Here is a 20,361-nt window from a genome sequence, read left to right as displayed (position 1 = left end):
ACTGCGGTTGGGTATGCTGGGAACGGAGGCAACTTGCCATGGAGGAGGTGTCGTGCGCGGTCTCTCGCTGAAATTCTGGTGGAATACGGTTCGGCAAGCGTTCAGCCTGTGGTTGGAGAGGAATGCATTCAGTTATGCCGGATCGTTGGCTTTCTATACCCTCTTCTCTCTTGCCCCGACGGTCATCATCGCCGTCGCCGTGATCGGCGTGGTATTCGGCGCGGAGGCCGCCCAAGGTCAGATCGTCGGACAGCTCGAGGGCGCCTTGGGCACGGAGGCCGCAAAGGCGATCGAGCAGGCCGTGGCGCAGTCGCGTCTTGAGGAATCGGGCCTCGTGCCGACCCTGCTTGGGATCGGCGGTCTGCTGGTGGGGGCCACTACGGTGTTCGCCCAGATGCAATACTCGCTCAACATGATCTGGGGGGTGACGGCCAAGCCCAGCCGCAACAGTATCCTGGTCTTTCTCAAACAGCGGCTGCTGTCGCTTGCGGTGGTGCTCGCCATCGGTTTCATTCTGCTCGTGTCGTTACTCATCGGCGTGATGGTGCGAGCCATGCTGCAGGCCATCGGCGATGCCATGCCGCTGGTCGGTCCATTGACGGCCGGGGCGGAATTCTTGATTTCCATGGCGGTGATCGCAGCCTTGTTCGCTACCATTTTCAAAGTGCTGCCCGACGTGGTGCTGAGCTGGCGGGACGTGTTGCTGGGAGCGCTGGTCACGGCACTGCTGTTTGCCATCGGTCGCAGTGCCATCGCCTCCTATCTGGCCTATACCGCCACCGCATCGACCTATGGCGCCGCCGGCTCGGTGGTAATGGTTCTGCTGTGGGTCTACTACAGCTCCCTGATCCTGCTGTTCGGTGCCGCCTTCACCCGCTGCTACCTGGTCGGGATGGGTCGGGACATCGTGCCACGCAACAGCGCCGTCATCGTCAAACGCGAATTGGTCAACGAGTGATCGCAGCGTGCCGAGCGCTAGCGCCCGGCACGGCACGTATCAAATGGCAAGGCGCTCGCGGGCCAATTGGTCGGCAATTTCCGCCGGGTTCTTGTCTTCGATTCTGGCGCGCGTGAGTATCTCGTCCATGGTGGCGGTAATTCGCTCCACGTGGCGCATCACGGCCTCTCGGTCGTAGCGGTCGTGGCGTTGGGCTTCCACATCGATGACTCCCCCGGCGTTGGCGACATAGTCGGGTGCATAGAGGATGCCGCGTGCATGCAGGCGTCCCGCCACGCCGGATGTGGCCAGCTGGTTGTTGGCTGCCCCGCAGACCACCTTGGCCCTGAGCCGGTCGGCTACCTCCGCGGTCAGCACTGCGCCCATGGCGCAGGGCGAGAAGACGTCTACCTCGGCATCGAAAATTGCCTCGGGCGCCACGCTCTCCGCCCCCAGTTCCTCGGCCAGCATGCCCAGGTTGTCGCGATCAACGTCGGTCAACACCAGGTTGGCGCCTGCCTCGTGTAGCTCGCGGGCCAGGTGTGCGCCGACATGGCCAACGCCTTGGATGGCCACGCGCAGCCCCTCGAGCTCGTCGCGACCGAAGCGATGGCGGACGGCGCTCTTCAGTGCACAGAACACACCATGGGCGGTGAAAGGCGAGGGATCGCCGGAGTCATCGCCGCGGCTCAGGCCGCTGACGTGACGAGTCTCCTGACGTATGAGGCGCATGTCCTCTTCGCCGCTGCCGGAGTCCTCGGCGGTGATGTAGCGCCCACCCAGCGATTCCACCAATCGGCCCATTGCACGCAGCATGTCGGGTGTCTTGTCGCGGCGGGGGTCGGCGATGATCACCGCCTTGCCACCGCCGAGGCGCAGGTTGGCCAAGGCCGACTTATAGGTCATGCCGCGCGAAAGACGCAACACGTCGGTCAGTGCCTCGGCTTCGCTGGCATAGGGATAGATGCGCAAGCCGCCCAAGGCAGGGCCTCGGCGTGTATCGTGGATGGCAATGATGGCGCGCAGTCCGCTGGCTTCATCGCTGCCGAAGACGATCTGCTGGTGATGCTCGAACTCGGGGTGATCGAAGACCCGCATGGCGTTATCTCCCTCGTGAGGATCCGTTGTTGTGGTCTGGAACGCAGTGGTTGGCACCGCGTCCGCGGGGGCGATCTTTGCTTGTGGCAAGTCCGCATCCCTATTATCAAGATTAGAGCATATGGGCAGCCGGCTGGAATCCCGCTTATGCTCTGGTGCGATGATTACGGCGTACTATCGAGGTTTGACGTAAGAAGCCAGACTTGAAAGCACGAGCACGAGCTGACGGAGCGAGGAGGAGGGAAGAATGAGCAAGCGCTGCGTGAAAGCCCTGGTGGCCGGCAAGGTGCAGGGCGTGTGGTATCGGCGGGCGGTTCAGGAGCAGGCGCTCCAGCATGGCTTGACCGGCCACGCCAAGAACCGGCCCGACGGTCAAGTCGAGGTGCTGTTGTGCGGCAATGGCGAGGCGGTCAACCAGGTGGCATCGTGGCTGTGGCAGGGCCCGCCCAATGCCCGGGTCACGCACGTCGAACTGGAATCGATCGAGTGTCGCGACCCGGATTGTTTCGTCTGCCTGTAATATCGGGGAAGCCTTTAGCTCAGGGTGTCGGCGATCCATTCGACGACGGCTTCACCGTCCACTTCGAGGCACACCTCCGCCAGAGGTGTTTGCGACCAGCGATCCTGGATGAAGCCGCGTCCCTCGGGAGCGAACAGGGTCTGACCTTCAGCGATGCCGTCGGTGACGACCGATAGATGCCCCGGAGCAGTGGTGAACAGCTCAGGGCGCAGCAGCCAGGCCAGTGCACAGCTGTCGTGGGGGCAGCAGCCGTCGATACCGAGGAACTCACGGTAGAAGTCGCGGTAGAAAGCGTAGCTGCCGGCTAGGATCTTGCCCAGCTCGCCCTGGCCCGCTTCGATGCGCTGCATGTGTTCTTGTGTCAGTACGCAGCGATGCGTCACGTCGAGGCCTACCAGGACCAATGGCCAACCGGCGGTGAGTACGCGCTGGGCGGCGTGGGGGTCGTTGTACATGTTGGCCTCGGCCACCGGTGTCACGTTGCCGCCCTCACGTATCGAGCCGCCCATGACCACCACACGCTTGACCTTCTCGGTGAGTCCCGGGTCGAGTTGCAGGGCAGCCGCCAGGTTGCCTACCGGCCCCACCGCCACCAGAGTGACCTCTCCGGGGCGTGCATTGACCGTATCGACGATGAATTGCGCGGCGCTGCGCGGGTCTTTCTTTCCTCTTACGTCGGGTAGCTCGATGTTGCCCAGTCCGTTGGCGCCATGGATATGGGCGGGCGCCGGATGGCGCGGCTTGACCATGGGGCCGGCAGCGCCCTGGGCGACCGGTATTTCACGGCCGGCCAGCTCGCTCAGCAGCAGGGCGTTGTGAGTGGCGGTTTCGATGTCGACGTTGCCGTAGGTGGTGGTCAGCCCGAGTAGTTCTATCTCGGGATGGCGCAAGGCGATGGCGATGGCCTGGGCGTCGTCGACGCCAGGGTCGGTATCGAAGATGATCGGATGTGACACGTTGCCTCCTTGTGTGTCAGGGACTGGATTGCCGGGTGAGGTACCGCTCGACCTCGTCGCGCGTCGGAATACTGTCGGCGGCACCCGGGTGTTGTACGCCCAGTGCTGCGGCATGGGCGGCAAGCGCCAGGCAGTCGTGAATGGTGCGCTGCTTCTGCAACGCCGCCATGAAGTAGCCGATAAAGGTGTCACCGGCTCCGGTGGTGTCCACTGGCTCGACCGGCAGGGCAGGCTGGAAATGCCGCTCTTCGCCCGACTGGTACCAGGCGCCTTCGCTGCCTAGTGTCAGTACCGTAGCCGTTTGCGGCAGTCGTTCGCATAGCCCCTCGAGCAGCACCTGGGCGTCACTCTCCTCGGGCAGGCCGGTGAGCCAGGCGGCCTCGCCGCGGTTGACGAACAGCAGCTCACAGGCATTGAGCGGCAGCTCGAGTACCGTGTCGCTCATCGGGGCGGGGTTGAAGGCGACGGCGAGGCCTTGGCTGCGTGCGCATTCGAGCAGTTCGGGCAGGGCATTGCATTCGTTCTGTACCAGTAGCCAGTCGCCGGGCCGGGCGGCGTCGCACAGGGCTTCGCGGTGCTGGCGGGTGAAGCCGTGGTTGGCGCCGGGATGCAGGATGATGGTGTTCTCGCCGCGATCATCCACTTGGATGATGGCATGTCCGCTGGCTTCGTCGACAAGCTCGACATGGGTGACGTCCACACCGGCGCGGGCCAGCCGGTCGCGGGCCCAGCTATCCTGTCGGCCCAGCCGCCCCCAGTGGCATACCTGACCGCCCGCCATGGCCATGGCCAATGATTGATTGGCGCCCTTGCCGCCTAGGCCGACATGGTAGCTGCGGCTGGCCAGCGTCTCGCCGGGGTGCACCAGATGCGGCACGCGATAGAAGTGGTCGAGATTGATCGAGCCCAGGTTATGCAGCATGGTCAGGTTCCGTTCCGTTGAGCTTTCCAGTGGCTCAGGTTGTCGGCGGTGAGCGCGACGATGCGCTGACGCGCTTCGGGTGTGATCCAGGCACTGTGAGGAGTGACGATCAGGTTGAGCGGCTCGGACAAGGCGTCGAGCAGCGGATGACCGTCGCGCGGCGGTTCCACCGGCAGCACGTCGACGCCCAGGCCGCCCAGGCGACCTTCTCGCAGAGCCAGTAGCGCGGCTTCCTCGTCGATGATGCCACCGCGGGCGCAGTTCACCAGCAGGGCGCCGGGCTTCAGCGTGGAGAGCAGGGCGGCGTCGACCAGGTGGCGGGTGGCCTCGGTGAGCGGGCAGTGCAGGCTGATCACGTCGGCCTCGGGAGCGAGTTCGGCAATGCCGGGGCGGCGGTCGTTGCCCTCGTTGCCGGGGCGAGCAGCGAAAGTCACGCGCATGCCGAAGGCCTCGGCCAGGGCCGCCACGCGGCTGCCCAGCTCGCCTTGGCCGAGGATGACCATGTGCTTGCCCTCGAGCTGCAGCGTGGCGTGATCCATCAGGCAGAAGAAGGGGCTCTCGCTCCAGCGCCCGGTTGCCACGTCACGCTGATAGAGCGGCAAGCGGTTGGCCAGGGCCAGGATCATCATCAAGGTATGCTGGGCCACGCTGGCGGTGCCGTAGGCCGTGACGTTGCGTACCGGAATGCCCAGCTGCTCGGCCGTCGCGATATCGATGTTGTTGGTGCCCGTCGCCAGCACGCAGATCAGCTTGAGCTCGGGCAGTGCCTCGAGGGTGGCGGCATCGAGTACGACCTTGTTGACGATGGCGATCTCGGCGCCCGCCAGCCGTTCGCGGCTCTGGGCGGTAGTGCTAGTCTGGTGAACGTCCAGCGTATCGACCTGTTCGCGAATGGCGGCAAGGTCGATGTCGGGGCCCAGACTAGCGGCATCGAGTATCACGGCTTTCATGCTGTATTCCTTGTGTTGGTTCGCCGCGGCAAGGCTGGGACAGGCCTTGTCAGGCACGTTATACTATCGGGCTTTCACGGCAGGCTTGGAAAGTACGCCGCACGACCCTATATCGCCGTTGGTTGCGCGCTGTCGAATCAGGAGTGAATTGAACCATGCCCATCTATGAATATCAGTGCAAGGCCTGCGGCCACCGCCTGGAGAAACTCCAGAAGCTCAGCGCCGCCCCCCTGACCGATTGTCCCGCCTGCGAAGCACCGGCGCTCGGGCGCCTGGTTTCCGCCGCGGGCTTCCGTCTGGCCGGTGGCGGCTGGTACGAAACCGACTTCAAGTCCGGTAGCAAGAAGAACCTGGCTGGCGACTCGAGTAGCGGCGGCGGAGATAGCAAGGAGAGCAAGGCGCCGGCGAAGGACGGCGCCGCGGCCTGACCGTGACCGATACCGACACTTTTACTGACAACGCTTAACGAATACAGGATACGACATGCGCAGCCATTATTGCGGCCAGCTCAACGAGACCCTGGTGGACCAGACGGTCACCCTGTGCGGCTGGGTTCACCGCCGCCGTGACCACGGGGGCGTGATCTTCCTCGACATGCGCGATCGCGACGGCGTCGCCCAGGTCGTGGTCGACCCCGATACCGCCGAGGCCTTCGCCACTGCCGACCGCGCGCGCAGCGAATTCGTGCTGCGCGTCTCCGGCCGTGTGCGGCTGCGCCCCGAGGGCACACAGAACCCCAAGATGCCCACCGGGATGATCGAAGTGCTGGCCAAGGACGTCGAAGTGCTGAACACGGCGGCCACGCCGCCGTTCCAGCTCGATGAGCACGGCAAGGTCGGCGAGGAGGTGCGTCTCAAGCACCGCTACATCGATCTGCGCCGCCCCGAAATGATCGAGAAGCTGCGCCTGCGTTCGCGCATCTCGCACCATGTGCGCGCCTTCCTGGAAGGGCAGGGTTTTCTCGACATCGAGACGCCGATCCTGACCCGCGCCACGCCCGAGGGTGCCCGCGACTATCTTGTGCCGAGCCGCACCCATCCGGGTAGCTTCTTTGCCCTGCCGCAGTCGCCGCAGCTGTTCAAGCAGTTGTTGATGGTGGCGGGCTTCGATCGCTACTACCAGATCGCCAAGTGTTTCCGCGACGAGGACCTGCGCGCCGACCGTCAGCCGGAGTTCACCCAGATCGACATCGAGGCCTCCTTCGTCGAAGAAGGGGACATCATGGGCGTCACCGAGACCATGATCCGCGAGCTGTTCCAGGACGTGCTCGATGTCGAGCTGCCCGAGTTTCCGCGCATGACCTGGGCCGACGCCATGGATTGCTACGGCTCCGACAAGCCCGATCTGCGCATCCCGCTGATGCTGGTCGACGTCGACGACCTGATGAAGCAGGTCGATTTTCAGGTCTTCTCCGGCCCGGCCAATGCCGATGACGGCCGCGTAGCGGCGCTGAAGGTGCCGGGCGGAGCCAGCATGTCGCGCAAGGTGATCGACGACTACACCAAGTTCGTCGGCATCTACGGCGCCAAGGGCCTGGCCTGGATCAAGGTCAACGACCGCGCCAAGGGTCTCGAGGGCCTGCAATCGCCGATCGTCAAGTTCATGGGGAACGTGATCGAGGATCTGCTCGACCGCATCGGCGCCGAGGATGGCGATATCGTCTTCTTCGGTGCCGACAAGACCTACGTCGTCAACGAGGCCCTCGGTGCGTTGCGGGTCAGGCTGGGTGAGGATCTCAACCTCTATACCCGTGACTGGGCACCGCTGTGGGTAGTCGACTTTCCCATGTTCGAGAGCGACGACAACGGCCGCCTGAGCCCGCTTCACCATCCGTTCACTTCGCCTTCGTGCAGCCCCGAGGAGCTCAAGGCCAACCCGGCCGCAGCGCTCTCGCGGGCCTATGACATGGTGCTCAATGGCACCGAGCTCGGCGGCGGCTCGATCCGTATCCACGACCAGCAGATGCAGAGCACCGTGTTCGAGATCCTCGGCATCGGTGAAGAGGAGGCCCGCGAGAAGTTCGGCTTCCTGCTCGATGCCCTGCACTACGGTGCGCCGCCCCACGGTGGCCTGGCCTTCGGCCTCGACCGCCTGGTCATGCTGATGGCGGGTTCGCGCACCATCCGGGAAGTGATCGCCTTCCCGAAGACCCAGAGTGCAGCCTGCCTGATGACCGATGCGCCGGGCGAGGTGAGCGTCGAGCAGCTGCGCGAACTCAACATCCGTCTGCGCCAGAAGGCCAAGGTGGAAGGGCAGGAGTGACGCTCTCGTCCTCTCGTTGCTGCATGTACCTGACCGGCGCCCTCTGGGCGCCGGTTTCACGACTCCACCAGAGCGGTGTCCGATGAACCTGGCCATGAATCCCTCGATCGAGCATTCGCCGTGCTGATTCTCGGTATCGACCCGGGCTCCCGCATCACTGGCTACGGCGTGCTCGACGTGAGTGCGCCCAGGCCGCGCTACGTGGCCAGTGGCTGCCTCCGCTTGCAGGACGTGGCGCTGCCCCAGCGCCTGGCGCGCATCTACGCCGGCATTACCGAGCTGATCGCTCTGCATCGCCCGGGCGAGCTGGCCATCGAGCAGGTGTTCATGTCGAAGAACCCCGATTCGGCGCTCAAGCTGGGGCAGGCACGTGGTGCGGCGATCGTCTGTGCGGCCAATCACGGCCTGCCGGTGAGCGAGTACGGGCCGCGGCAGATCAAGCAGGCGGTGACGGGTAGCGGCGGGGCGACCAAGGCGCAGGTGCAGCACATGGTGGTCGCGGTTCTTGGGCTCGACGGCACTCCCCAGGCCGACGCCGCGGATGCACTGGCCATCGCCCTGACTCACGCCCACGCCAGGCTCGGCTTGCTCAGTCAGGGCAGTTTCGGTGGGCATCGCTCCCGCCGTCGTGGAGGCTCGTGGCGCGATTTCCAACCTTGAAAGCGCGACGTCAGCTTCGGCGGTTAATTCTCGAACACCGTTTACCATAGACTGGTCAGCCGCTTGAGCGACCAGTATAGTGGCGCCAGGAAGGCCTTGAGCCTGGATGTATTCGGATCGGGATATCGGACTCCATGATCGGACGCCTGCGTGGCACCCTGCTCGACAAGCAACCGCCCTGGTTGGTCGTGGACGTGGCCGGGGTCGGCTATGAACTCGAAGCTTCCATGACGACCCTGGTGGCATTGCCTGGGGTGGGGGAGACCGTTTCACTTTATACGCACCTTACCGTGCGCGAGGACGCCCACCTGCTGTTCGGCTTTGTCCGCGAGCAGGAGCGGGCGCTGTTCCGTGCATTGATTCGCGTCAACGGTATCGGCCCCAAGCTGGCTCTGGCCATTCTCTCCGGCATGGACGAGGCGGCCTTCATCCGCTGCGTGATGGAGGACGATGCCAAGTCGTTGACGCGGCTGCCCGGGGTCGGCAAGAAAACCGCCGAGCGTTTGATCATCGAGATGCGCGACCGCTTTCCCCACTGGGAGCACCCGGGGGCGACCGACCTGGCGGATGCCGCGACGGCGCCCGGCGCGGGGCGGGAACGTCAGGATCCGCTGGCCGATGCCGAAGCCGCGTTGGTCAGCCTGGGCTACAAGCCCACCGAGGCGACCAAGATGCTCTCGGGGCTGGGCGAGGGCCTTTCGACCGAGGCCATGATCAAGGCGGCCCTGACCAGGCGCATGGCTGGCTAGGTGCAGCATGGCGCGGGCCGCCTCGAGTACCAGCGTCGTCCGGTCGGTGATAGAAGGGAATTCTCATGAGCGCCGCGAGTGTACGACATGATTGACAATGATCGCTTGATCGCTGCCGACGAGCGCGAGGGCGAGAGTCGCGTCGACTATGCGATTCGCCCCAAGCGCCTAGCCGAGTACATCGGTCAGCCGCGCGTGCGCGAGCAACTGGATATCTTCATCTCTGCCGCGCGTGGTCGCGACGAGAGTCTCGACCATACGCTGGTGTTCGGCCCGCCGGGGCTGGGCAAGACCACCCTGGCCAATATCATCGCTGCCGAGATGGGGGTCGGGCTCAAGTCCACTTCGGGCCCGGTGCTGGAGCGTGCCGGCGACCTTGCCGCCATGCTCACCAACCTGCAGCCGGGCGACGTGCTGTTCATCGACGAGATCCATCGCCTCTCGCCGGTGGTGGAGGAGATCCTCTATCCCGCGATGGAAGACTTCCAGCTCGATATCGTCATCGGCGAAGGCCCGGCGGCGCGCTCCATCAAGCTCGACCTGCCCCCCTTTACCCTGGTGGGGGCGACCACCCGCGCGGGGCTGCTCACTTCGCCGCTACGTGACCGTTTCGGCATCGTCCAGCGCCTCGAGTTCTACGATATCGAGGAACTCACCGAGATCGTGACGCGCTCGGCCAGGCTGCTCGGCGTCGAGGCGGACCGCGATGGGGCGCGAGAGGTGGCGCGGCGTTCGCGGGGTACGCCGCGCATTGCCAACCGCCTACTGCGGCGGGTGCGCGACTACGCTCAGGTACGCGCCAGCGGCAAGGTGGATGCCGCCATTGCCGATCAGGCGCTGAACATGCTGCACGTCGATCATCATGGGCTCGACCATATGGATCGTCGCCTGCTGCTGGCGATGATCGAGAAATTCGACGGCGGCCCGGTCGGCATCGACTCGCTTGCGGCGGCGATCGGCGAGGAACGCGATACCATCGAGGACGTGATCGAGCCCTATTTGATTCAGCAAGGCTTGATGATGCGCACGGCTCGCGGCCGGGTGGTCACGCGCCAGGCCTGGCTGCATTTCGGCCTGGTGCCCAACGAGCAGGCTCAGGACGCGAGTGGCGAGGTGCGTCAGTGAGAGCATTCACCTTGCCGCTTCGCGTCTACATCGAGGACACCGATGCCGGTGGGATCGTCTATTACGTCAACTACCTGAAATACATGGAGCGGGCGCGGAGCGAGTGGTTACGTCAGCACGGTTTCACCCAGCGTGAGCTGCTCGCAGCCGGCATCCAGTTGGTGGTGCATCGGCTGGACTGTCGCTATGCCAAGCCCGCCCGTCTCGACGACGATCTCTCGGTCACGGTGGCCGTTGAATCGAGCGGTCGCTGCCGGCTGAGATTCGCTCAGTCGGTGATGCGTGACGGGGAACCCTTATGCGAGGCGCAGGTCGACATCGCCTGTGTGGATGCCACGCGCCTCAAACCCATACCTTGGCCGCCGGCATTGGCCGCGGTTCTCAACGGTTAACTGCAAGATCAGCGAGGAAGCCCGTGAACGACTCCATGTCAATACCGCACCTGATCATGAGCGCCAGCACCGTGGTGCAGCTGGTCATGCTGATCCTGGTGATAGGTTCGATTCTCTCCTGGGTAGTGATTTTTCAACGCACCTTCGTGCTACGTCGGGCACACCGCGCGCACCAGGCCTTCGAAGAGCGCTTCTGGTCGGGTGTCGACCTCAACGAACTCTACCGCGAGACACCATCAGAGCAGGAGACCCTGGGTGCCGAACACGTCTTTCGTGCCGGCTTTCGTGAATTCAACCGCCTGATGGCCAAGACCAAGAGCGCCGATGCCATTCTCGATGGTGTCCAGCGCAGCATGCGGGTGGCCTGGTCGCGTGAAGAGGAGCGCCTGACCCTGCACCTGGTGTTCCTGGCCACGGTGGCGTCGGCGAGTCCCTACATCGGGCTGTTCGGCACCGTGTGGGGCATCATGGGCTCGTTCCAGTCGCTCTCCATGGCCCAGCAGGCCACTCTGGCTACCGTGGCTCCATGGATTGCCGAGGCGCTTATCGCTACCGCCATGGGGCTGTTCGCCGCCATCCCGGCAGTCATCTTCTACAACCGCCTGTCATCCGAGTCCGATCGCATGCTGGGTAAGTACGAGGACTTCGCCGAGGAGTTCCACTCCATTCTGCACCGCAATCTGCAGGGCCGCAGCGAAGCCGGCGCCGCCTGAGGGAGTCGCGACATGCATGGACCGTTCAATCGCAGTGGGCGCCGCAAGCCGATGGGGGAGATCAATGTCGTTCCCTTCATCGACGTCATGCTCGTACTGCTGGTCATCTTCATGATCACCGCGCCGATGCTGACCCAGGGCGTGCAGGTCGAGTTGCCCCAGGTCACGTCAGAGCCGATCGAGACCGAGGAAAACCAGGATCCGATCATCGTGTCGGTGGATCGCGAGGGAGGCTATTTCCTGTCGGTCGGCGGGGAAGAGACGAGCGTGGAGCTCGATGAACTTGGTGAGCGCGTGATCATCCTGCTCGATCGTCAGCCCGGTACGCAGGTCATGGTGCGCGGCGACCGCTACGTGCCCTATGGCGAAATCGTGACCCTGATGAGCACCCTGCAGGTGGCCGGTGTGGCCAATGTCGGGTTGATTTCCGAGCCGCCGCCGCGTGATTAGGAGCCCTTTGATCAGGAAGGTAGGAGACGTGATGGCTCGACGTCAGCGGGGTTCCTCTGCCCCCCGAAAGAAGGGTCGTGTTGGCTATGGCGTGCCTGTGCTGCTGGCCATTGGTCTGCATGTGCTGGTCGTGGTGATCAGCACGATAAGCCTGCCCCAGCGTCAGCCGGAGTCCGAGACGACCTCGATTGTCCAGGCTACGCTGATCAGCACCGAGACCACCACCGACCAGGCACAGCGCGCCGAGGAGGCCCGCGCGCGTGCTGCGGCTCGCCAGGCCGAGGAGGAAACTCGCCAGAAGGAAGAGGCGCAGCAGGCCGAGGAAGATGCACGTCAGGAGGAAGAGGCCCGGCAGGCCGAGGCCGAGGAGCAGACGCGTCAGGCCGAGCAGGAGCAGGCGGCACGTGAGGAAGAGGCTCGTCGCCTGCAGGAGGCCAGGCAGGAGGCCGAGGCAGAAGCACAGCGGCGCGCCGAGGAAGCCGAGCGACAGGCCCAGCTACGCGAGGAACAAGAGGCCGAACGCCAGCGTCAGCAGGAAGCGGCCGAGGAAGCCGAGCGACAGCGGCAGCTCGAGGAGCAGCGGCGCGCCGAAGAAGAAGCACGTCGTCAGCAAGAGGCTGAGGCAGAAGCTCAACGCCAACGCGAAGCCGAGGCGGAAGCTCAACGCCAACGCGAAGCCGAGGCGGAAGCTCAACGCCAACGCGAGGCCGAGGCGGAAGCTCAACGCCAACGCGAAGCCGAGGCGGAAGCTCAACGCCAGCGCGAGGCCGAGGCGGAAGCTCAACGCCAACGCGAGGCCGAGGCGGAAGCTCAACGCCAACGCGAGGCCGAGGCGGAAGCTCAACGCCAACGCGAGGCCGAAGCGGAAGCTCAACGCCAACGCGAAGCCGAGGCGGAAGCACAACGCCAACGCGAAGCCGAGGCGGAAGCACAACGCCAGCGCGAGGAAGAAGCACGACGCGCGGCCGAGGCAGCGTCTCAAGGGCTCGAGCGGGCCATTGAAGGTGAGTCGGATAGCGTGGCCAACGCCCGGCAGGGCCAGGAGGCGGCCAATAGTTTCATCAACCTGGTCCGCCGCGCTGTGGAGCAGGCCTGGGTGATCCCGCCCGGGGCCAGCGGCAGCTTCGCCGCTACCGTTCAGGTGCAGTTGGGTCCCTCGGGCGAGTTGTTTGGCGCTACCATTACCCAGAGCAGCGGAGACAGTAGCTTCGATCGCTCCGCAATTCAGGCAGTGGAGGCTGCTGCACCGTTCAACGAGCTGCGCCAATTGCCGCCAATGGCGCAACGTGACTTCCGCCAGTTCAATCTGCGATTCACACCGGGAGATGTACGCTGATGAAAGCCCTGATGACCCTCTGGCTGAGTGCCGTGTTGCTGATGTTCGGTGCGCTCGCTCATGCACAGGACGACCTGACCATCGAGATCACCCGTGGCAGCGATCGGGCTACTCCCATCGCTATCGTGCCGTTCGCGGCTGATGGCGGGGAATTACCCGAGGACGTGGCCCAGATCATCAGTGATGATCTGCAGCGCAGCGGCTACTTCGAGCCGCTGCCGCGTGAAGCCATGTACGACCGCCCCAGTTCAGGCGACCAGGTTCGTTACGGCCAGTGGAGTGCGCTAGACGTACGCTATCTGGTAGTGGGCCAGGTCAGTCGTGGCGCCGACGGCTATCGCATACGCTACGAACTGATGGACGTCAGCGGACAGCGCCGCTTGCTCGGCGAGAACGTCACTGGTGGCGCTAACGAGTTGCGTGCCGTCGCTCATTTTGTCAGTGATCAGATCTTCGAGGCCATCACCGGCATCCGCGGGGCCTTCTCGACCCGCATTGCCTATGTCACTGCACAGGGTACCGGTGACGACGCTCAGTTCGCTCTCTACGTTGCCGATGCCGATGGCCACAACAGCCAGCAAGTACTGAATTCGCGCGAGCCGATTCTGTCGCCGTCCTGGTCGCCGGATGGCCGTCGACTGGCCTACGTCTCCTTCGAGACCGAGCGGCCGGCGATCTACGTGCAGGACGTGAACACCGGGCAGCGGACCAGGTTGACCTCGTTCGACGGAATCAATGGAGCTCCTGCCTGGTCGCCCGATGGACGGCGCCTGGCCATGACCCTGTCGAAGGATGGACAGCCGGACATCTATGTGATGGACGTTGGTTCACGTAATCTCGAACGTATCACCAACAGTTCGAGCATCGATACCGAGCCCTCCTGGGCACCTGACGGGCGCAGCCTGGTCTTCACCTCGGATCGCAGCGGGGGGCCGCAAATCTATCGCTACAGCTTCGGCGGCGGCGAGGCCGAACGCTTGACGTTCACGGGCAATTACAATGCGCGTGGACGCGTCTCACCGGATGGTGAGACGCTGTTCCTGATTCATCGCAGCAACAATGGTTATCAAGTGGCGCGACAGGATCTGGATTCCGGCCGCCTGGTCGTTCTCAGCGACTCTCGGGGTGACGAGTCCCCTAGTGTTGCGCCCAACGGGACCATGGTAATCTTCGCCACCCAGCAAGGTAACAGCGGGGTGTTGGGGGCCGTGTCGGCTGATGGGCGAGCGTCCTATCGGCTGCCTTCGGCTCGGGGTGACGTGCGCGAACCTGCATGGTCACCATTCTTGAACTAACGGTACGTGTCACTCGAATCCTGTGAGGAGTTTGACGATGCAATTCAAGTCGCATGCCAGAACCCTGGCAATAGCCCTGTCCCTGGCTCTGGTTGCCGGCTGTTCGAGCACCGGGGGAAGCCGTGACGGGTCCATGGACGGCTCCGGCTCCGGCACCGGCGCCAATGGCGGTGTCGGTACCGGTACCGCCGGCTCGGGCCAGGTCAGTGGCTCCGGTGTCAGCGGCGATCGCGCCGGCCAGCAAGCCGATGGGCGTATCCCCGATGTTCGCACCATCTATTTCGATTACGACCGCGACAGCATCCGCCCGGAATTCGAGTCGGTACTGGTAGCCCACGCCCGCTTCCTGCGCTCCAGCGGCAGTGCTCGTGTCGTCCTGCAGGGCCATACCGATGAGCGCGGCACGCGCGAGTACAACATGGCCCTGGGTGAGCGGCGTGCCAACTCGGTGAAGCGCTTCCTCGAAGTGCAGGGCGTCTCTCCGTCACAGCTCGAGGTAGTCAGCTATGGCGAAGAGCGTCCGGCGGTGCGTGGCAGTGGCGAGGAAGCCGGTGCCCAGAATCGCCGCGTTGTGTTTGCCTACTGAGCGAACTGGCGCAACCGCGCGCCAAGGGAGTGAAGCATGAGACACAGTCTGAAAAGGCTGTGCGGCGCGGGAGCCTTGGTGCTCCCGCTGTCCGTGATAAGCCTTGTAGAAGCCCAGCAGCGTCCGATCGTCGAAGACCGCACCGCACAGCCGCGGGGGTTCCTTGAACAGGCCGAGGTACGTGAAGAAGCCGGTGGCAGTCTGGTGATGTACAACCAGTTGCAGGAGCATCAGCGCGAGATCCAGCAGCTGCGTGGTCAGATCGAGGAGTTGCGCCATCAGTTGGAGCAGTTACGCAGCCAGACCCGCCAGCAGTATCTCGACCTGGATGAGCGGCTGATGGCCGGCAATGCCGGGATCGAAGCAAACCCGCCGGTTGATGAGGAGTCGGCTCGACAGGTGGCGCAGACGCCTTCGCCGAGCGGCAATAGCCCCGATGCGCAAAGTGCCTACCAGTCTGCCTTCGCCAAGGTGCAGGCGCGCCAGTTCGATGAGGCGATCGCGGCTTTCAACGCCTTCGTGCAGGACTATCCCGACACCAACCTGACCGCCAACGGCTATTACTGGCTGGGCGAGCTGCACTCGGCGGAAGCCAACCTGGACCAGGCGGAAACCGCCTTTCGTCAAGTCATCGACAATTTCCCCCAGAGCAGCAAGGTACCCGATGCTCTGTACAAGCTGGGCCTGATCAAGGCACGGCAGGGCGAAATCGAAGCGAGTCGCGGGCTGCTCGAGCGCGTGCGTGACGATTACCCCGACAGTAGTGCTGCCGGGCTTGCCAACGATTTCCTGCGCCAGTCCCTGTAGGGGACTGGTACCGTCCAAGGAGTCAAGATGACCTGCAAGATCGACTATGTGGCGCCCGCCGATCTACTTTCCGATCGCATCATCCTCGTGACGGGGGCCGGTGATGGTATCGGTCGTGCGGCCGCCCTGGCCTTCGCTCGCCATGGCGCTACGGTGATTCTGCTGGGCCGCACGATCAGCAAGCTGGAAAAGGTCTATGACGAGATCGAAGCTGACGGTGGTCCGCAACCGGCCATTTTTCCGCTCAATTTCGAAGGCGCTACGCACAAGGATTACCACGACATGGCCGAGACCCTGGACAGGGAGTTCGGTCGCCTCGATGGGGTTCTGCATAACGCTGGATTGTTGGGGCGCATCACGCCTTTCGAGCAGTACAATCCGGAGCTGTGGGATCAGGTGATGCAGGTCAATATCAACGGGCCGATCTGGATGACTCAGGCTCTGCTGCCGCTTTTGCAGGCCTCGCCCGATTCGTCGGTTGTGTTCACCTCATCCAGCGTCGGGCGCAAAGGGCGCGCGTTCTGGGGCGCTTATGCCGTGTCTAAGTTCGCCACCGAGGGCTTCATGGAAGTCCTGGCCGACGAGGTTGAGCACCTGGGTACGCTGCGTGTCAACTCGCTCAACCCAGGGGCGACTCGCACGGCGATGCGCGTCAATGCCTATCCGGGGGAGGACCCGAATACCCTGCGCACGCCGGAAGAGATCATGCCCACCTACCTGTGGCTGATGGGACCGGACAGCCGCGGACATAATGGCGAGCGCTTCGACGCCCAGCCGAAGTGACAAATGGCTGCGCGGGCCTGCCTGAGCCGTATCAGGCGGGTTCGAGCAGGGCCTCGACCAAGGCCTCGCAGGTCTCGAACCAGAGGTCGGCCGGCCACTCCCGGTAATCCTCACCTTCCTCGATATAACCGTAGCCGACGGCCACGGCGACCATGCCGGCGGCACGGGCCGCCTGCATGTCGCGCAAATGATCCCCCACATACCAGCACTGCTCGGGCGGTACCGCCAATTGCTCGGCGGCGGCCCACAGCGGCTCCGGGGCCGGTTTGCGCTGCGGCAGGTCGTCGGCGCACAGCAGCGCTCCCGGCGTCAGCTCGAGCGCTTCGACCAGAGGTGCCGCATAGGCGCGTGGCTTGTTGGTAACGATCCCCCAAGGACGGTCCCTGGCTTCCCAACTGCCCAGCAGGCGATCGAGATGGGGGAAAAGGCAGCTCTCCACGGCCAGCGCCTCACCATAGGCATCGAGCAGATACTGACGTGCCACGTCATGGTCCTGGTGCGCTTGATCGATCCCCAGTGCCAGGGCGACCAGGGCGCTGCCGCCGTTCGAGACCTGCGCGCGGATCAGCGGATAGGGCAGCGGTTCGAGTCCATGATGGGCGCGCAAGGCATTGGTCGCCCGTGCCAGGTCCGGCGCAGTGTCGACCAGCGTGCCGTCGAGGTCGAACAGCAGTGCTTGGGGCTGAGTCGTCATGCCGTCTCTCGGCGGCAATGCATCATGTAGTTGACCGAGACGTCGCGCGTCGAGAGCCGATAGCGGCGCGTCAGCGGGTTGTAGACCAGGCCGCTCTGCTCGCGCACGGAAAGCCCATGTTCACGACACCAGCCGGCCAGCTCGGCGGGGCGAATGAACTTGCGATACTCATGGGTGCCGCGGGGCAACATCCGCAGCAGGTACTCGGCCCCGACGATGGCCAGGGTATAGGCCTTGGGGTTGCGATTGATGGTCGAGAAGAACAGGTGCCCTCCAGGCTTGACCAGCGTGGCGCAGGCCTGGATGACCGAACCGGGATCGGGTACATGCTCGAGCATCTCGAGGCAGGTCACCACATCGTACTCGCCGGGCTGTTCGGAGGCCATGGTCTCGGCACTGGCCTGGCGATACTCCACTTCAACCCCGCTCTCCATGGCATGCAGGCGTGCCACACCGAGTGGCGCCTCGCCCATGTCGATACCGGTGACCCGGGCGCCGCGATGTGCCATGGCCTCGGCCAGGATGCCACCGCCACAACCGACGTCGAGCACGCTGCGGCCGGCCAACCCACAGCGGGCATCGATGAAATCGAGGCGCAGCGGATTGATGTCGTGCAGCGGCTTGAATTCGCTGTGCGGATCCCACCAGCGGCTGGCCAGAGCCTCGAACTTGGCGATCTCAGCCTGGTCGACGTTGTGGTGGAGGGTTGCGCTCATGTGGTCTCTCCGTGTCAATTGGTCTGGCACCCTGGCAACATTCTTTACCTTCGGTATCATGCGTATTGTACCCGTAGCTGCCCGGGCTTTCCCATGACGGAATCTAAGGACAGGCCCGGGGAGTTTCATTCACCGACCGATCTTTCACCAACCGACAAGGAAGGCACCATGATTCGCAAGGCCGTACTGCCCGTCGCCGGATTCGGCACCCGCTGTTTGCCGGCTTCGAAGGCGATTCCCAAGGAAATGATCACCATCGTCGACCGCCCCGTGATCCAGTACGTGGTCAATGAGGCGGTAAAGGCGGGTATCCGTGACATCGTGCTGGTAACTCATGCCAGCAAAAGCGCCATCGAGAACCACTTCGACACCCACTATGAGCTCGAATCGACCCTCGAGGCCAAGAACAAGCAAGAGCTGCTCGACGAACTGCGTGCCATCGTGCCCGCCGACGTCAACATCATCAGCGTACGCCAGCACGAGCCGCTGGGGTTAGGTCATGCGGTACTCTGCGCCCGCCCCGTCATTGGTGATGACGAGCCCTTTGCCGTGCTGCTGCCCGACGTGCTGGTGGACGACGAGGGTCTTCCGCGCAATGACCTGGCCGGCATGCTCGAAGCCTATGAGACGACCGGGCGCTCGCAACTGATGGTCGAGGAGGTGCCCTGGGAGCAGGTGCACAAGTACGGCATCGTGAGCCCGGAGGGCGAGACTCCGACCGCAGGAAATTCCTGTGCACTGGCCGGGGTGGTGGAGAAGCCCGCGCGTGAGGAGGCACCTTCCAATCTGGCCGTGATCGGGCGCTACGCGCTGCCGGGCAGTATTTTCCCGCTGCTGGCTGAAACGCCACCCGGCGCCGGTAACGAGATCCAGCTCACCGATGCCATCGAGACCCTGCGTCAGCGTGACGGTGTCGATGCCTGGCGCATGCGCGGCAAGACCTACGATTGCGGTCACCAACTGGGCTATCTCGAGGCCACCCTGGTCTATGGCCGCCGCCATCCTCGCTTCGGCGAGGGTTTCCGCGAGCTGCTCGCTCGCTATAGCCAGGCGGAGTAAAGCATCATGCGGATACAAATTCATGGTAGCGAGCTGGCGGCGGCTACGGCCGCCGCCGCGCTCTCCTGGGTCGGCCACCAGGTCCGTTGGGTACCCCATGCCAGCATGCGCTGGCCGGCGTTGCAGGCTGCCGACTGGCTGCGGCGGGAGCCGGATCTGCTCGAGCGTCTCGAGGAGGGGTTCGAACAGAGCAATCTGAGCCTGGCCAACGGCGAAGGGGCCGACCCTGGCGAGCGAATCGACATCCTCTGGCTTGCCCTATCGCCGGAACAGCGCGATGAGGCCGACGAACTAGTTGCCGAGATCGCCACCCGGCAGCAAGGCCCGTTGATCCTTGTCAACAACTCCACCTTTCCCGTCGGTGAAACCGAACGGCTGGAAGCGCGGCTCGGCGGAAACGGGCGCCGAGCGGTCGCCTTGGTCGACATGATCGAGGAGGGACGGGCATGGGCCAGCTTTACCCGTCCGGGGCGCTGGCTGCTGGGTTGCGATGACGAACGGGCTGAGGCCCAGGTGCGCGAGCTGCTACGGGCGTTCAACCGACGCCGTGACGTGATCCAGCTGATGCCGCGTCGGGCCGCCGAACTGACCAAGCTGGCAACGATCGGCATGCTCGCTACGCGAATCAGCTACATGAACGAGATCGCCGGGCTTGCCGACAGCTTGGGCGTCGACGTGGAGTTCGTGCGCCAGGGGATGGGGGCGGATTCGCGCATCGGCTACGAATATCTCTACCCCGGTTGTGGCTTCGGCGGGCCTCACTTCTCCCGTGACCTGATGCGTCTGGCCGATGTTCAAGAGGCCAGCGGGCGCCATTCCGCGCTGCTCGAGCAAGTGCTGGATATCAACGAGCAGAAGAAGGAGACGCTCTTCCGCAAGCTCTGGACCCACTTTCATGGACAGCTCGAGGGGCGCACCCTGGCGATCTGGGGAGCCGCCTTCAAACCGGGCTCGGCGCGCATCGATCACGCGCCGGTGCTTACCCTGCTCGAAGCGCTGTGGGCCCAGGGTGTGCGGGTGAAACTGCACGATCCGGCAGCGATACCGTCACTGCGCGCCGCGGTGGGAGACCATCCGCTTCTGACGCTGTTTGACGGCGATCCTTATGCCGCCTGCGACGGGGCCGATGCCTTGATGCTGGTCACGGAGTGGAAGCACTACTGGAACCCGGACTGGCCACGTCTGGCCGAACTGCTGCGTGAGCGCCTGTTGCTGGATGGTCGCAATATCTACGATCCCAGCCACGTGGCCAGCTGGGGATTGACCTATCGTGGTATCGGTCGCCGCGCTGACGCGCAAGCGTGACTGACGACGCGTTGAGGCAGCAATGTGCGCGCAGGTGCTTGACCTG

The 20,361-nt window shown here is 64.2% G+C and carries 23 protein-coding genes; 17 read left to right on the top strand and 6 right to left on the bottom strand.

All coding sequences use genetic code 11. The features are described 5' to 3' along the window. Nucleotides 1–13 precede the first annotated feature (13 nt). Nucleotides 14–958, top strand: coding sequence for a YihY/virulence factor BrkB family protein (locus tag HNO52_RS10575; RefSeq protein WP_197565296.1), 945 nt, complete (start codon nucleotides 14–16; stop codon nucleotides 956–958). Nucleotides 959–997: 39 nt separating this feature from the next. On the opposite strand, the gene HNO52_RS10570 is transcribed toward HNO52_RS10575, so the two are convergent. Then, nucleotides 998–2,035: a Glu/Leu/Phe/Val family dehydrogenase gene (locus tag HNO52_RS10570; protein ID WP_197565295.1), complete on the bottom strand. Its 1,038-nt coding sequence runs from the start codon at nucleotides 2,033–2,035 to the stop codon at nucleotides 998–1,000. 247 nt (nucleotides 2,036–2,282) lie between these two features. Here HNO52_RS10570 and HNO52_RS10565 point away from each other — a divergent pair, with 247 nt between their 5' ends. Continuing rightward, a complete protein-coding gene (locus HNO52_RS10565; protein WP_167110184.1) occupies nucleotides 2,283–2,555 on the top strand; it encodes an acylphosphatase in 273 nt (90 codons plus the stop codon). Between the two features lie 14 nt (nucleotides 2,556–2,569). Here the strand turns inward: HNO52_RS10565 and HNO52_RS10560 are convergent, their stop codons facing one another. From HNO52_RS10560 to HNO52_RS10550, 3 genes are read right to left on the bottom strand one after another with little or no spacing between them, the layout of a single operon-like run. Then, complete coding sequence (locus HNO52_RS10560; protein ID WP_197565294.1) at nucleotides 2,570–3,511, bottom strand: nucleoside hydrolase; 942 nt, start codon at nucleotides 3,509–3,511, stop codon at nucleotides 2,570–2,572. Between the two features lie 16 nt (nucleotides 3,512–3,527). Further along, a complete protein-coding gene (locus HNO52_RS10555; protein WP_197565293.1) occupies nucleotides 3,528–4,433 on the bottom strand; it encodes a ribokinase in 906 nt (301 codons plus the stop codon). 2 nt (nucleotides 4,434–4,435) lie between these two features. Further along, nucleotides 4,436–5,383, bottom strand: a complete 948-nt coding sequence (locus HNO52_RS10550; protein ID WP_197565292.1) for a D-2-hydroxyacid dehydrogenase — start codon at nucleotides 5,381–5,383, stop codon at nucleotides 4,436–4,438. Nucleotides 5,384–5,538: 155 nt separating this feature from the next. Here HNO52_RS10550 and HNO52_RS10545 point away from each other — a divergent pair, with 155 nt between their 5' ends. The 13 genes from HNO52_RS10545 (at nucleotide 5,539) to HNO52_RS10485 (ending at nucleotide 16,541) form a co-directional block, all read left to right on the top strand. After that, the gene (locus HNO52_RS10545) at nucleotides 5,539–5,811 is read left to right on the top strand and encodes an FmdB family zinc ribbon protein (protein ID WP_197565291.1); all 273 of its coding nucleotides are present in this window, start codon (nucleotides 5,539–5,541) and stop codon (nucleotides 5,809–5,811) included. A 55-nt stretch (nucleotides 5,812–5,866) separates the two neighbouring features. Continuing rightward, on the top strand, nucleotides 5,867–7,645 hold the full coding sequence (gene aspS / locus HNO52_RS10540) for an aspartate--tRNA ligase (protein WP_197565290.1): 1,779 nt from the start codon (nucleotides 5,867–5,869) through the stop codon (nucleotides 7,643–7,645). Nucleotides 7,646–7,765: 120 nt separating this feature from the next. After that, entirely contained in the window at nucleotides 7,766–8,305 is a 540-nt protein-coding gene (ruvC, locus tag HNO52_RS10535) for a crossover junction endodeoxyribonuclease RuvC (protein WP_197569184.1), read from the top strand. Nucleotides 8,306–8,439: 134 nt separating this feature from the next. After that, nucleotides 8,440–9,054 carry a Holliday junction branch migration protein RuvA gene (gene ruvA / locus HNO52_RS10530; RefSeq protein WP_197565289.1) on the top strand — a complete coding sequence of 205 codons (615 nt, stop codon included), beginning with the start codon at nucleotides 8,440–8,442 and terminating at the stop codon, nucleotides 9,052–9,054. Nucleotides 9,055–9,141: 87 nt separating this feature from the next. After that, nucleotides 9,142–10,179: a Holliday junction branch migration DNA helicase RuvB gene (gene ruvB, locus HNO52_RS10525; protein WP_197565288.1), complete on the top strand. Its 1,038-nt coding sequence runs from the start codon at nucleotides 9,142–9,144 to the stop codon at nucleotides 10,177–10,179. Further along, nucleotides 10,176–10,571 (top strand): tol-pal system-associated acyl-CoA thioesterase, encoded by a 396-nt coding sequence (gene ybgC / locus HNO52_RS10520; RefSeq protein WP_269476055.1) that lies wholly within the window; start codon nucleotides 10,176–10,178, stop codon nucleotides 10,569–10,571. The genes ruvB and ybgC overlap by 4 nt, the downstream gene beginning before the upstream one ends. A 35-nt stretch (nucleotides 10,572–10,606) precedes the next feature. Next, the gene (gene tolQ / locus HNO52_RS10515) at nucleotides 10,607–11,284 is read left to right on the top strand and encodes a protein TolQ (RefSeq protein ID WP_197565287.1); all 678 of its coding nucleotides are present in this window, start codon (nucleotides 10,607–10,609) and stop codon (nucleotides 11,282–11,284) included. A 12-nt stretch (nucleotides 11,285–11,296) separates the two neighbouring features. After that, entirely contained in the window at nucleotides 11,297–11,734 is a 438-nt protein-coding gene (gene tolR / locus HNO52_RS10510) for a protein TolR (RefSeq protein ID WP_197565286.1), read from the top strand. A gap of 31 nt (nucleotides 11,735–11,765) precedes the next feature. Then, a complete protein-coding gene (gene tolA / locus HNO52_RS10505) occupies nucleotides 11,766–13,070 on the top strand; it encodes a cell envelope integrity protein TolA (RefSeq protein WP_197565285.1) in 1,305 nt (434 codons plus the stop codon). Further along, nucleotides 13,070–14,365, top strand: coding sequence for a Tol-Pal system beta propeller repeat protein TolB (gene tolB / locus HNO52_RS10500; RefSeq protein WP_197565284.1), 1,296 nt, complete (start codon nucleotides 13,070–13,072; stop codon nucleotides 14,363–14,365). Before tolA ends, tolB begins: the two co-directional genes overlap by 1 nt. 37 nt (nucleotides 14,366–14,402) lie before the next feature. Beyond that, complete coding sequence (pal, locus tag HNO52_RS10495; protein WP_197565283.1) at nucleotides 14,403–14,951, top strand: peptidoglycan-associated lipoprotein Pal; 549 nt, start codon at nucleotides 14,403–14,405, stop codon at nucleotides 14,949–14,951. 36 nt (nucleotides 14,952–14,987) lie between these two features. Beyond that, nucleotides 14,988–15,758 (top strand): tol-pal system protein YbgF, encoded by a 771-nt coding sequence (gene ybgF / locus HNO52_RS10490; protein WP_197565282.1) that lies wholly within the window; start codon nucleotides 14,988–14,990, stop codon nucleotides 15,756–15,758. A 27-nt stretch (nucleotides 15,759–15,785) separates the two neighbouring features. Then, on the top strand, nucleotides 15,786–16,541 hold the full coding sequence (locus tag HNO52_RS10485; RefSeq protein WP_197565281.1) for a YciK family oxidoreductase: 756 nt from the start codon (nucleotides 15,786–15,788) through the stop codon (nucleotides 16,539–16,541). A 31-nt stretch (nucleotides 16,542–16,572) separates the two neighbouring features. Here HNO52_RS10485 and HNO52_RS10480 read toward each other — a convergent pair whose 3' ends face one another. Then, nucleotides 16,573–17,235, bottom strand: coding sequence for an HAD-IA family hydrolase (locus tag HNO52_RS10480; protein WP_197565280.1), 663 nt, complete (start codon nucleotides 17,233–17,235; stop codon nucleotides 16,573–16,575). Further along, complete coding sequence (gene ubiG / locus HNO52_RS10475; protein WP_197565279.1) at nucleotides 17,232–17,951, bottom strand: bifunctional 2-polyprenyl-6-hydroxyphenol methylase/3-demethylubiquinol 3-O-methyltransferase UbiG; 720 nt, start codon at nucleotides 17,949–17,951, stop codon at nucleotides 17,232–17,234. The genes HNO52_RS10480 and ubiG overlap by 4 nt, the downstream gene beginning before the upstream one ends. 168 nt (nucleotides 17,952–18,119) lie before the next feature. On the opposite strand from ubiG, the gene galU reads away from it, so the two are divergent. After that, nucleotides 18,120–19,010 (top strand): UTP--glucose-1-phosphate uridylyltransferase GalU, encoded by an 891-nt coding sequence (gene galU / locus HNO52_RS10470; protein WP_197565278.1) that lies wholly within the window; start codon nucleotides 18,120–18,122, stop codon nucleotides 19,008–19,010. A 6-nt stretch (nucleotides 19,011–19,016) separates the two neighbouring features. After that, entirely contained in the window at nucleotides 19,017–20,315 is a 1,299-nt protein-coding gene (locus HNO52_RS10465; protein ID WP_197565277.1) for a UDP binding domain-containing protein, read from the top strand. Nucleotides 20,316–20,361: the final 46 nt, after the last annotated feature.

Origin of the sequence: Halomonas sp. MCCC 1A13316 (assembly GCF_014931605.1) — a bacterium.
Classification (GTDB): domain Bacteria; phylum Pseudomonadota; class Gammaproteobacteria; order Pseudomonadales; family Halomonadaceae; genus Halomonas.
The sequence above is the reverse complement of the archived record's forward strand: the minus strand, read 5'-3'. Positions and strand labels throughout refer to the sequence as shown.

Bases quoted from the DNA above. Each gene is read 5' to 3' on its own strand.
- tolQ (WP_197565287.1), top strand. From the start codon at position 10,607: ATGTCAATACCGCACCTGATCATGAGCGCCAGCACCGTGGTGCAGCTG.
- HNO52_RS10575 (WP_197565296.1), top strand. From the start codon at position 14: ATGCTGGGAACGGAGGCAACTTGCCATGGAGGAGGTGTCGTGCGCGGT.
- pal (WP_197565283.1), top strand. From the start codon at position 14,403: ATGCAATTCAAGTCGCATGCCAGAACCCTGGCAATAGCCCTGTCCCTG.
- galU (WP_197565278.1), top strand. From the start codon at position 18,120: ATGATTCGCAAGGCCGTACTGCCCGTCGCCGGATTCGGCACCCGCTGT.
- HNO52_RS10545 (WP_197565291.1), top strand. From the start codon at position 5,539: ATGCCCATCTATGAATATCAGTGCAAGGCCTGCGGCCACCGCCTGGAG.
- HNO52_RS10550 (WP_197565292.1), bottom strand. From the start codon at position 5,383: ATGAAAGCCGTGATACTCGATGCCGCTAGTCTGGGCCCCGACATCGAC.
- tolB (WP_197565284.1), top strand. From the start codon at position 13,070: ATGAAAGCCCTGATGACCCTCTGGCTGAGTGCCGTGTTGCTGATGTTC.
- HNO52_RS10555 (WP_197565293.1), bottom strand. From the start codon at position 4,433: ATGCTGCATAACCTGGGCTCGATCAATCTCGACCACTTCTATCGCGTG.
- aspS (WP_197565290.1), top strand. From the start codon at position 5,867: ATGCGCAGCCATTATTGCGGCCAGCTCAACGAGACCCTGGTGGACCAG.
- HNO52_RS10485 (WP_197565281.1), top strand. From the start codon at position 15,786: ATGACCTGCAAGATCGACTATGTGGCGCCCGCCGATCTACTTTCCGAT.
- HNO52_RS10570 (WP_197565295.1), bottom strand. From the start codon at position 2,035: ATGCGGGTCTTCGATCACCCCGAGTTCGAGCATCACCAGCAGATCGTC.
- ubiG (WP_197565279.1), bottom strand. From the start codon at position 17,951: ATGAGCGCAACCCTCCACCACAACGTCGACCAGGCTGAGATCGCCAAG.
- tolA (WP_197565285.1), top strand. From the start codon at position 11,766: ATGGCTCGACGTCAGCGGGGTTCCTCTGCCCCCCGAAAGAAGGGTCGT.
- ybgF (WP_197565282.1), top strand. From the start codon at position 14,988: ATGAGACACAGTCTGAAAAGGCTGTGCGGCGCGGGAGCCTTGGTGCTC.
- HNO52_RS10465 (WP_197565277.1), top strand. From the start codon at position 19,017: ATGCGGATACAAATTCATGGTAGCGAGCTGGCGGCGGCTACGGCCGCC.
- HNO52_RS10565 (WP_167110184.1), top strand. From the start codon at position 2,283: ATGAGCAAGCGCTGCGTGAAAGCCCTGGTGGCCGGCAAGGTGCAGGGC.
- ruvB (WP_197565288.1), top strand. From the start codon at position 9,142: ATGATTGACAATGATCGCTTGATCGCTGCCGACGAGCGCGAGGGCGAG.
- ruvA (WP_197565289.1), top strand. From the start codon at position 8,440: ATGATCGGACGCCTGCGTGGCACCCTGCTCGACAAGCAACCGCCCTGG.
- tolR (WP_197565286.1), top strand. From the start codon at position 11,297: ATGCATGGACCGTTCAATCGCAGTGGGCGCCGCAAGCCGATGGGGGAG.
- HNO52_RS10480 (WP_197565280.1), bottom strand. From the start codon at position 17,235: ATGACGACTCAGCCCCAAGCACTGCTGTTCGACCTCGACGGCACGCTG.